We start from the raw sequence: 11,233 nt of genomic DNA on the forward strand, positions 1-11,233 counted from the left end.
ATATCAAGCTCCGGGGAAACCGGCCGATAAGGTCAGGCATCAAGCACCTACGCTCAGGAGTTACTTATGGCCGGCATTCTCGACACGGTAGACCAGCGCACCCAGCTGGTCGGTGAAAACCGACTGGAACTTCTTATGTTTCGCCTGGCCGGTCGGCAATTGTTCGCGATCAACGTGTTCAAGGTGCAAGAAGTCCTGCAGCTGCCAAAACTGACCCTTATGCCACACCGCCATCCCCATGTGTGTGGCGTGGTCAACCTGCGCGGCAAGACCCTGCCGGTGATCGACCTGTCCCAGGCCATTGGCATGCGTGCGCTGGTGCCTGGCCCTGACAGCACCATTATCGTCACCGAGTACAACCGCTCGGTGCAGGCCTTTCTGGTGGGCGGGGTCGACCGCATCGTCAACATGAACTGGGAGGCCATCCTGCCGCCGCCTGCCAGTGCCGGGCGCAGCCATTACCTGACTGCCATCAGCAAGGTCGAGGAACAACTGGTCGAGATCATCGACGTGGAAAAAGTCCTGGCCGAAATTGTGCCGTATAACGCCAAGGTCTCGCGCGAGAAGCTGGCCGACCCGATCTTTGAGCAAGTGCGCGGGCGGGAAGTGCTGCTGGTCGACGACTCCAGCGTGGCCCTGGCACAACTGCGCGAAACGCTTTCGCAGTTGGGGATCAAGATGCATATCGCCAGTGATGGCCTCAAGGCACTGAACATGCTCAAGGCCTGGGCCGATACCGGTCAGGTCATGACCGACAAGCTGCTGATGATCTTCACTGATGCCGAAATGCCGGAAATGGACGGTTACCGCCTGACCACGGAAATCCGCAACGACCCGCGCCTGCGCAGCCTGTATGTGGTGCTGCACACCTCGTTGTCCGGCAGCTTCAACGAATCAATGGTGAAAAAGGTCGGCTGCGACAACTTCCTGTCCAAATTCCAGCCGGACAAACTGGTGGATGTCGTGCGTCAGCGCCTGATGCTGGACCAGGTACCTGCCTGAGGTCTCGCATCTTTGCATCCGTGATCGGCTCGTATACTGTGGCTTTTTTACCTCGCAGGGAGCCAGAGTCATGCTGCGTCTAAGCGCGCTTTATCGTTTTCCACTCAAGTCCGGCAAGGGTGAAAGCCTGCCCCAGGCCCGGCTGGACAAGCTGGGGCTGGCGGGGGATCGACGCTGGATGTTGGTGGACGAAGCCAGTGGGCGTTTTCTGACCCAGCGTGCCGACCCCAAAATGAGCCAGTTGTCGGCCTTGTGGAATGCCACCGGTGGCTTGACCTTGAGCGCCCAGGGCTTTGAAGCGCTGGATGTGGCAGTGCCTGATGCCGACACAGACCTGCGTGGCGTAACGATCTGGCGTGACACCCTGCGCGTGCCGGATGCTGGCGATGCCGCTGCCGACTGGCTGAGCCGCTTTGTCGAAAAGCCGGTGCGTCTGGTGCATGTACCACTACAAAGGGCGCGCACCACTGAATCGGGTTATGGCCGGGATGATGATCAGGTGGCGTTCGCAGATGGTTACCCGCTTTTGCTGATTGGTCAGGCATCGCTGGATGACATTTCGCACAAGGTCGGGCGACCTCTGGATATGCTGCGTTTTCGTCCCAACCTGGTGATCGAAGGCAGCGAAGCCTTTGCCGAAGACGGCTGGAAGCGTATCCGCATTGGCGACGTGGAGTTTCGTGTGGTCAAGTCCTGCTCGCGCTGCATCCTCACCACAGTCGATCCGCATACCGGCATACGCGATGAGCAGCGTGAGCCGCTGGCAACCTTGATGACCTACCGCAAGCAGGAAAGCGGCACCATGTTCGGTCAGAACCTGGTCAATGATGGTAACGGCGTCCTGGAAGTCGGTATGCCGGTAACTATCCTGGAGTAATACCGTCTCTGTGGGAGCGGGCTTGCTCGCGATGTGGGCAACGGGGTCTGGCAGGCAAACCGCGTCAATGCTATCGCAGGCAAGCCAGCTCCCACAGGGAGCAGGCATCTTCAGCTGTCACTGATCATCAAAATAGCGTTCATGCCAATCCACCACAGGCTGTGGTGCATTGAGCTTCTGCCCGTAGATCACCGAATAAGACAGCACGTTCTGCACGTATTGGCGGGTTTCGTCGAACGGGATGCTCTCGATCCATACGTCGAACCCCAGGTGGTTGGCGCCCTTGAGCCATTGGCGTACGCGCCCCGGCCCGGCGTTGTAAGCCGCCGAAGCCAGCACCCGGTTGCCATTGAACTGGCCATGCACCTGGCTCAGATACGCCGCGCCCAGCTGAATGTTTTTGTCGGGGTTCAACACTTGCTGCGGTGAGGCCAGCGGAATGCTGAATTTTCGTGCGGTCTCTTTGGCCGTGGCTGGCATCAACTGCATCAAGCCACTGGCGCCAACGCCGGAGCGGGCATCATCCATAAAGGCGCTTTCCTGGCGGGTAATCGCGAATACCCAGCTGGAGTGCAGGCCGCGCAGTTTGGCTTCACGCACCAGGGTGTCGCGGTGGGCCATCGGGAAGCGAATGTCCAGGTCATCCCAGTACTGGGCCTGACTGATGGTGCGAATAGCCGGGAAATACCACTTCAGGTCGTAGGCCAGTCTGGCCTGGGCGACCATTTCATCACGGCTGAACAAGCGGCTGACGTAGTACCACTCGCGGCGTCCATCGACCACCTGCCCGCGATCATGGAACTCCAGGGCGCGCTGCACCCCCGGCGTATTGCGTACTTTCTTGATCAGTTGCGGGCTCAGCACCAGCGGCCGGTTATTCAGTTGGTAAGGCGTCTGAGCCCGGTCGGCGGCGAGGAAGCCATAGAAATCACGCTCATTGGCGACTTTTTTGAACAGTACCTGGGCTTGCGGGTTTTTCGGCTCGGCCAGTTCCAGGCTGCGCGCCTGCCAGTAGCGCCAGCGGCTGGTGGTTGCCAGGTCCTGGGGCAGCTTGCGCGTCAGCTGATAAGCGTCTTCCCAGCGGCCCAGGCGCAGCAGCAGGCGCAGGCGCCATTCGGTGACGGTGTTGTCGCGCAGCTCGGGATCGTACTGGGTCATGATGGCCAGGCCGCGGCTGTCGTAGCGGCGGGCGAACGTCAGGCCGATTTCCCGGGCGATGGCAACTTTTTCATCGCGGGAAAAGTGCATGTTGGTGGCGTAGGTGTCGAGCAGGGATGCGGCTTTTTCCGGGTCCTGGCGCGCCAGGCGGCGCAGGCCCAGGCCTACGGCGTCAGACATGGCCTCGCTGGCCGGGGCAAAGCGCGACGGCTGGCTGAGCATATCGGGCTTTTGCGCCACCTCGATCATCAGCCGGGCTTGCGGGCCAAGGGTATTGAGGCCGTTGGCCAGTTGCGTGGCCAGGGCGTAATTGCGTGCTTCAGCGGCCAGTTTGACCCGCTGCCAGCGCTTTTGCTCGGTCAACTGGCCGGCGGCGGCCCACTGGCTGAACAGGGCGTCGCAGGCGGCAGGTTGCGCTTTGCCGACCATCCACAGTTTTTCTGCGTTGGCATAGCCCTCGGCCTTGAGGTTGTGTTGCAGCTCATATTGGCCATTGAGGCAGTCCAGCTCGGTGAACTTGAGCTTGGGGTCGTAGTATTTTTCGAAAGTGGCCCAGTCGCCACGGTCTGCCAGCCAACGCAACCAGCGCAGTTTCATCCAGTTGGCTTGGGGCAGGTCACCGTGCTCGGCCAAGAACTGTTCAATTTCAGTGTTGCTGGCCGACTTCAGGCGAGCGGTCAGCTCGTCGTAGGCCAGGTACGGCGTGAGCGGGTAGCTGCGCAGGGCTGCAGCATTCTGGAAGTATGGGCCGGAATCGCCTTTGGCCAGGGCGCGCTTGGCCTGGTCGTACAGTTGGCGTTGTTGAGTCAGGTCTGCGCCGTGGGCGGCTTGCACGGCGCAACTGGTGAGAAGCAGGCAGGATAAAAAGTTGAAGAGACGACTGCGCATGAGGCTTCCGTACTGATGAAAAACGCGACGAGCGCAGGCCGGGCCTGCGCTGATTATTTCGTAGCTTAGCCTTTTGCCAGCGACGCGTGAACGTCTTGCCGGCCAAGCGCAGCAACTTGGCACTAAATGAAGGCAAGTCGGCACCGTACACGAAATACCCGGCCGCCCGAGGGGTTAAATCAGGTAGAATGCGCGCCCAGTTTTTGGAGAAGCTCATGACCCTGCTCAAATTCAGCGATGTGTCCCTTGCTTTCGGCTCTATGCCGTTGTTGGACAAGGTGTCCTGGCAGATCGCCCGTGGAGAGCGGGTGTGCATCATCGGCCGCAACGGTACCGGCAAGTCCAGCATGATGAAGCTGGTCAAAGGTGATCAAAAACCCGATGACGGCTCTGTTTGGCGCGCGCCCGGCCTCAAGATTGGCGAATTGCCGCAAGAGTTGCCGGTAGCCGACGAGCGGACCGTATTCGACGTTGTGGCCGAAGGCCTGGACGGTGTTGGCGAGTTGCTGGCCCAGTACCATCACCTGAGCCAGAACATCGTCACCGATGCTGACCTGGACAAGCTGATGCACGTCCAGCAAGACCTCGAAGCCCGTGATGGCTGGCGCTTGCAGCAACTGGTAGACAGCACTCTGAGCCGTCTGCAGTTGCCGGCCGACAAAACTCTCGCCGAATTGTCCGGCGGCTGGCGTCGACGCGTCCTGCTGGCCCAAGCACTGGTTTCCGAACCGGACTTGCTGCTGCTCGACGAACCGACCAACCACCTGGACATCGGCGCAATCGCGTGGCTGGAAGAGGCCCTCAAGGACTTCCAGGGCGCGGTTCTGTTCATCACCCACGACCGTTCATTCCTGCAGAACCTGGCCACCCGGATTCTGGAGCTGGACCGTGGCGGCCTGATCGACTGGAACGGCGACTACGCCAGCTTCCTGGTCCACAAGGAAGCCACCCTGGCCGCGGAAGAAACCGCCAACGCGCTGTTTGACAAGCGTCTGGCCCAGGAAGAAGTGTGGATCCGCCAGGGCATCAAGGCCCGTCGTACCCGTAACGAAGGCCGTGTACGCGCCTTGAAAGAACTGCGCGTAGAGCGCAGCGAGCGTCGCGAACGTACCGGCAAGGCCAATATCCAGCTGGACACGGCAGACAAGTCGGGCAAGCAAGTGATGGTGCTGGAAAACGTCAGCTTTGCTCACCCGGGTGGTCCGTTCCTGCTCAAGGACTTCTCGATGGTCCTGCAGCGCGGCGACCGTATCGGCCTGCTGGGTGCCAACGGTACCGGTAAAACCACGCTGCTCAAGCTGATGCTGGGCGGCCTGGTGCCAACCGAAGGTACGGTTGAAGAGGGCACGCGCATTGACGTGGCTTACTTTGACCAGCTGCGTCACCAGCTGGACCTGGAAAAAACCGTGATCGACAACGTGGCCGAAGGCCGCGACTTTATCGATATCGACGGCCAGAGCCGCCACGTGCTCAGCTATCTGGGCGACTTCCTGTTCAGCCCTCAGCGTGCTCGTACGCCAGTCAAGGCACTGTCGGGTGGTGAGCGTGCGCGTCTGTTGCTGGCCAAGCTGTTCAGCAAACCGGCCAACCTGCTGGTGCTCGATGAGCCAACCAACGACCTGGACGTTGAAACCCTGGAGCTGCTTGAAGAGGTGTTGCTGACCTTCAAGGGCACCGTGCTGATGGTCAGTCACGACCGGGCATTCCTCGACAACGTGGTGACCAGCACTCTGGTGTTCCAGGGCGAAGGCAAGGTTCGCGAGTACGTGGGCGGTTATCAGGACTGGCTGCGTCAGGGCGGCTCGCCGCGCCTGCTGGGCGTGACCGAGAGCAAGTCCGGCAAAGCCGACCTGAACTCTGCGGTGGTCGAGGCTGCCCCGGCGCCTGTGGCTGCACAGCCTGCTCCTGCAGCGAAAAAGAAACTCAGCTACAAGCTGCAGCGTGAACTGGAAGCCCTGCCGGCCGATATCGACGCCAAGGAACAGGCCATTGCTGCAGTTGAAGCAGAAATGGCTGACGCTGGTTTCTATCAACTGCCTGCGGCCAAAACTGCAGAAGTGATTGCCAAGCTTGAAACATTGCAAGCCGAGCTTGAGCAGCTGGTCGAGCGTTGGGCTGAGCTGGATGCCTGATTGATCGCGTGCTGAACTGAAAAGCCCGGCCCTTTAACTAGGTGCCGGGCTTTTTTGTTGTTACATGCAGATAAACTTAATCAGGTTTTTTCAGGCTGACGGCCAGCACGTCGCACGGTGCGCCATGCAGTACGTCGTTGGCGGTCGAACCCAGCAGCAGGGCGAGGCCGTGGCGGCCGTGGCTGCCAACCACGATCAGGTCGCAGTTTTGCGCCTTGGCCAGGGCATGGATTTCCTGGCGCGGCTGGCCGTAGTTGAGGTGGCAGTAGTCCTTGTGCAGTTGCGGGTACTTGGCGATCAGCCGCTCAAGGCGCTCTTTGGCCTGGTCGAACTGTTGCTGCTGCAATTGCGAAAGATCCATCGGCACGTCGCCGCCGAACGCCATCGCCATCGGTTCGACGATGTGTATCAGCGACAATTTGGCGCCGTTGGCCTTGGCGCTTTCACTGGCGCGGTTGATCACGGGGTCGCATTCGTCGGTCAGGTCTACGGCGACCAGGATATGTTCGTAGGGCATGTGGGGTGCTCCTGTAGATGGCGATTAATTATGAGTATGGCCCTTTTCCAGAGCCTTGGTTCAAGTCTGGGTCACACGTTTATCAAGTAATGAGAGTACAGATATGACGGTATGGATAGTGGTGTCAATCCTGGCACTGGTTCTGAGCCCCCTGGCGTGGTTGCGCCCGTCCCGGGGGCAAAGTGGTCGCATGGACCTGCGCATGGAGGCGCGGCGCATGGGTTTGTCCATGCAGCTGGCGCCCCAGGAGTGGCCGCACTGGCTTGAGCCGCAACCCCCCGGTTCCTGCGCGCAGTACCACCGCCCGCGCCGCAGTACTAAGCCTGATGTTTGGTGCTATTGGCAATCGGCACCTGGAAAATGGCTCAATCGCTGGCAGGAAGAATGCGAGGACGAGCGCCTGCTGGCGCAGTTTCGCAAGCTGCCGGCCAATGTCTACAAGGTTGAGGCGGATAAACAAATGATCGTGCTGGTGTGGGGCGAGAAGGGCGAGGCCCAGGTGCTCAAGGCGATCGACGAGGTACTCAAGGCGCTGGCTTGACCCTTGTGGGAGCGGGCTTGCCCGCGATGGAGCCGGTGTACAACGGCAGACAAACCGCGTTGCCTGAATCGCGAGCAAGCCCGCTCCCACAAAGTGCGGGGATTGCTTCTAAACTGACTGCCGGGTCGTTTTATCATCATTGTTTTGGACAATTGACAATCGATCGCTTTTCCGTGAAGGTGTCGACACCCAAATCAAACGGGCGTATGAATTGAGTGTTTGTCATCTAAGACGATGCTTGTTCAATCCCGATTATCGCGTTGGCGGGTGTGCCTGGCGGATTGGCAACAGCATTGACGCAAAGGTCAGTGACAGCCAGACGCTAGCTTCTGACGTGTACTGTTCAGCTTCCATATCCTGGAGATCAGTTGATGATTTACGAAGGTAAAGCCATCACGGTTACGGCTCTTGAAAGTGGCATCGTCGAACTGAAGTTCGACCTCAAGGGTGAGTCCGTCAACAAGTTCAACCGTCTAACCCTGAACGAATTGCGTCAGGCGGTAGATGCGATCAAGGCCGACGCTTCGGTCAAGGGTGTCATCGTTTCCAGCGGTAAAGACGTGTTCATCGTCGGCGCCGACATCACCGAATTCGTCGAAAACTTCAAGTTGCCGGATGCCGAGCTGATTGCTGGCAACCTCGAAGCCAACAAGATCTTCAGCGATTTTGAAGACCTCAATGTACCCACCGTCGCAGCCATCAATGGCATCGCGTTGGGTGGTGGCCTGGAAATGTGCCTGGCAGCCGACTTCCGGGTCATGGCCGACAGCGCCAAGATCGGCCTGCCGGAAGTCAAGCTGGGCATCTACCCGGGCTTTGGCGGCACCGTGCGTCTGCCACGCCTGATCGGTGTTGATAACGCGGTTGAGTGGATTGCCTCCGGCAAGGAAAACCGCGCAGAAGACGCCCTGAAAGTCAGCGCCGTCGATGCTGTGGTAACCGCTGACAAGCTGGGCGCAGCTGCCCTGGACCTGATCAAGCGCGCCATCAGTGGCGAACTGGACTACAAGGCCAAGCGTCAGCCGAAGCTGGAAAAGCTCAAGCTCAACGCCATCGAACAAATGATGGCTTTCGAAACCGCCAAAGGTTTCGTGGCTGGCCAGGCCGGCCCGAACTACCCGGCCCCGGTTGAAGCAATCAAGACCATCCAGAAAGCCGCGAACTTCGGTCGTGACAAGGCCCTGGAAGTGGAAGCTGCAGGTTTCGCCAAGCTGGCCAAAACCTCCGCCTCGAACTGCCTGATCGGCCTGTTCCTGAACGATCAGGAGCTGAAGAAAAAGGCCAAGGTCTACGACAAGATCGCCAAGGACGTGAAGCAGGCGGCCGTTCTGGGCGCAGGCATCATGGGCGGCGGTATTGCCTATCAGTCGGCGTCCAAAGGCACGCCGATCCTGATGAAAGACATCAACGAGCACGGTATCGAGCAGGGCCTGGCTGAAGCCGCCAAGCTGCTGGTAGGTCGCGTTGATAAAGGTCGCATGACCCCGGCAAAAATGGCTGAAGTGCTGAACGGCATTCGTCCAACTCTGTCCTACGGCGATTTCGGCAACGTCGACCTGGTGGTCGAAGCGGTTGTCGAGAACCCGAAGGTCAAGCAGGCCGTATTGGCGGAAGTGGAAAACCACGTTCGCGAAGACGCCATCCTCGCTTCCAACACCTCGACCATTTCCATCAGCCTGCTGGCCAAGGCCCTCAAGCGTCCGGAAAATTTCGTCGGCATGCACTTCTTCAACCCGGTACACATGATGCCGCTGGTTGAAGTGATCCGTGGCGAGAAGTCCAGCGACCTGGCCGTGGCCACCACCGTTGCCTACGCCAAGAAAATGGGCAAGAACCCGATCGTGGTCAACGACTGCCCGGGCTTCCTGGTCAACCGCGTACTGTTCCCGTACTTCGGCGGTTTCGCCAAGCTAGTCAGCGCCGGTGTCGACTTTGTGCGTATCGACAAAGTGATGGAAAAATTCGGCTGGCCAATGGGCCCGGCGTACCTGATGGACGTGGTCGGCATCGACACTGGCCACCACGGTCGCGACGTGATGGCTGAAGGCTTCCCGGACCGCATGAAAGACGACCGCCGCTCGGCGATCGATGCGCTGTACGAGGCCAAGCGCCTGGGTCAGAAGAACGGCAAGGGCTTCTACGCCTACGAGGCTGACAAAAAGGGCAAGCAGAAGAAACTGGTTGATTCGAGCGTGCTTGAAGTACTCAAGCCAATCGTTTACGAGCAGCGCGACGTGACCGACGAAGACATCATCAACTGGATGATGATCCCGCTGTGCCTGGAAACCGTGCGCTGCCTGGAAGACGGCATCGTTGAAACCGCAGCCGAGGCCGATATGGGCCTGGTCTACGGCATTGGCTTCCCGCTGTTCCGTGGTGGCGCGCTGCGCTACATCGATTCGATCGGTGTTGCAGAGTTCGTCGCCCTGGCCGATCAGTACGCTGAACTGGGCGCGCTGTACCACCCGACTGCGAAGCTGCGTGAGATGGCCAAGAACGGCCAGAGCTTCTTCGGTTAAGCGCCCCATTAGAGTGAGAGTGAAATTATGAGCTTGAATCCTAGAGACGTGGTGATTGTAGACTTCGGTCGCACCCCGATGGGCCGCTCCAAGGGTGGCATGCACCGCAACACCCGTGCTGAAGACATGTCTGCGCACCTGATCAGCAAAGTGCTGGAGCGCAACAGCAAGGTTGACCCGAGCGAAGTGGAAGACGTGATCTGGGGCTGTGTGAACCAGACCCTGGAACAGGGCTGGAACATCGCGCGCATGGCGTCGCTGATGACCCAGATCCCGCATACCTCGGCCGCACAGACCGTGAGCCGCCTGTGCGGTTCGTCGATGAGCGCCCTGCACACGGCTGCACAAGCGATCATGACCGGCAACGGTGACGTTTTCGTGGTGGGCGGCGTCGAGCATATGGGCCACGTGAGCATGATGCACGGTGTCGACCCTAACCCGCACATGTCGCTGTACGCGGCGAAAGCCTCGGGCATGATGGGCTTGACCGCAGAAATGCTGGGCAAGATGCACGGCATCAGCCGTGAGCAGCAGGATGCATTTGCCGTGCGTTCGCACCAGCTCGCCCACAAGGCGACGGTAGAAGGCAAGTTCAAGGACGAAATCATCCCGATGCAGGGGTATGACGAAAACGGCTTCCTGAAAATTTTCGACTACGATGAAACCATTCGTCCAGATACCACCCTGGAAAGCCTGGCGGCGTTGAAACCTGCGTTCAACCCTAAAGGCGGTACCGTGACTGCCGGCACTTCGTCGCAAATCACCGACGGTGCTTCGTGCATGATCGTGATGTCGGCCCAGCGTGCAAAAGACCTGGGTCTTGAGCCACTGGCCGTGATCCGCTCGATGGCAGTTGCCGGTGTGGATCCTGCGATCATGGGCTATGGTCCAGTACCGGCTACGCAAAAAGCGTTGAAGCGTGCAGGCTTGAATATGGCCGATATCGACTTCATTGAGCTCAACGAAGCTTTCGCTGCACAGGCCCTGCCAGTGCTGAAAGATTTGAAAGTGCTCGACAAGATGAATGAGAAGGTTAACCTGCACGGCGGTGCCATCGCACTGGGTCACCCGTTTGGATGCTCGGGCGCTCGTATCTCTGGCACTTTGCTCAATGTAATGAAGCAAAATGGCGGCACCTTCGGGTTGTCCACCATGTGCATTGGTCTTGGCCAGGGCATTGCCACCGTCTTCGAACGCGTCTAAGCGTTGCGATGATGGAAGCCGGGGCCTTGTGCCCCGGTTTTTGTTTTTAAGCGGATTTATTTTTTTATTTTGCAGAGGGGCCGCAACATGCCGCTACAACCTGGGCTCTATCAACATTACAAAGGTCCGCAATATCGGGTATTCAGTGTGGCACGCCACTCCGAAACCGAAGAGGACGTAGTGTTTTACCAAGCCCTGTATGGCGATTACGGCTTTTGGGTGCGCCCGCTGAGCATGTTCCTGGAGTCGGTGGTGGTGGAGGGCGAACAGGTCCCGCGCTTTGCCCTGATTCAGGCCGAACCCAGCGTTTTTTCACGGCCATAAGGCAAGGTCGCGCAGCACCCTGTGCTTGACCTCACCTTGTAGCCACTATATATAGCGGTGCCGCGTCAGGCG

Annotated in this window: 9 protein-coding genes; 7 read left to right on the top strand and 2 right to left on the bottom strand. The window is 59.2% G+C overall.

Features of this window, described 5'->3' with window-relative positions; all coding sequences use genetic code 11:
* Positions 1–66: 66 nt before the first annotated feature.
* Both BFC21_RS25940 and BFC21_RS25945 read left to right on the top strand, forming a co-directional pair.
* Positions 67–1,002, top strand: coding sequence for a chemotaxis protein CheV (locus BFC21_RS25940; protein WP_088379310.1), 936 nt, complete (start codon positions 67–69; stop codon positions 1,000–1,002).
* Positions 1,003–1,072: 70 nt separating this feature from the next.
* Positions 1,073–1,879 (top strand): MOSC domain-containing protein, encoded by an 807-nt coding sequence (locus BFC21_RS25945; RefSeq protein ID WP_088379311.1) that lies wholly within the window; start codon positions 1,073–1,075, stop codon positions 1,877–1,879.
* Positions 1,880–1,996: 117 nt separating this feature from the next.
* Here BFC21_RS25945 and BFC21_RS25955 read toward each other — a convergent pair whose 3' ends face one another.
* The gene (locus tag BFC21_RS25955; protein ID WP_088379312.1) at positions 1,997–3,925 is read right to left on the bottom strand and encodes a transglycosylase SLT domain-containing protein; all 1,929 of its coding nucleotides are present in this window, start codon (positions 3,923–3,925) and stop codon (positions 1,997–1,999) included.
* Between the two features lie 215 nt (positions 3,926–4,140).
* On the opposite strand from BFC21_RS25955, the gene BFC21_RS25960 reads away from it, so the two are divergent.
* A complete protein-coding gene (locus BFC21_RS25960) occupies positions 4,141–6,057 on the top strand; it encodes an ATP-binding cassette domain-containing protein (RefSeq protein WP_016780043.1) in 1,917 nt (638 codons plus the stop codon).
* Positions 6,058–6,133: 76 nt separating this feature from the next.
* Here the strand turns inward: BFC21_RS25960 and BFC21_RS25965 are convergent, their stop codons facing one another.
* Positions 6,134–6,574 (bottom strand): universal stress protein, encoded by a 441-nt coding sequence (locus tag BFC21_RS25965; RefSeq protein ID WP_016780044.1) that lies wholly within the window; start codon positions 6,572–6,574, stop codon positions 6,134–6,136.
* Positions 6,575–6,677: 103 nt separating this feature from the next.
* Here BFC21_RS25965 and BFC21_RS25970 point away from each other — a divergent pair, with 103 nt between their 5' ends.
* From BFC21_RS25970 to BFC21_RS25990, 4 genes are all read left to right on the top strand, one after another.
* A complete protein-coding gene (locus tag BFC21_RS25970) occupies positions 6,678–7,115 on the top strand; it encodes a hypothetical protein (protein ID WP_088379313.1) in 438 nt (145 codons plus the stop codon).
* Between the two features lie 371 nt (positions 7,116–7,486).
* Positions 7,487–9,634, top strand: a complete 2,148-nt coding sequence (gene fadB, locus BFC21_RS25980) for a fatty acid oxidation complex subunit alpha FadB (protein WP_016780046.1) — start codon at positions 7,487–7,489, stop codon at positions 9,632–9,634.
* Between the two features lie 27 nt (positions 9,635–9,661).
* Positions 9,662–10,837, top strand: coding sequence for an acetyl-CoA C-acyltransferase FadA (gene fadA / locus BFC21_RS25985; RefSeq protein WP_088379314.1), 1,176 nt, complete (start codon positions 9,662–9,664; stop codon positions 10,835–10,837).
* A gap of 87 nt (positions 10,838–10,924) precedes the next feature.
* Entirely contained in the window at positions 10,925–11,161 is a 237-nt protein-coding gene (locus tag BFC21_RS25990) for a DUF1653 domain-containing protein (protein WP_016780048.1), read from the top strand.
* Positions 11,162–11,233: the final 72 nt, after the last annotated feature.

It is taken from the genome of Pseudomonas sp. TMW 2.1634 (assembly GCF_001703595.1).
GTDB lineage: Bacteria > Pseudomonadota > Gammaproteobacteria > Pseudomonadales > Pseudomonadaceae > Aquipseudomonas > Aquipseudomonas fragi.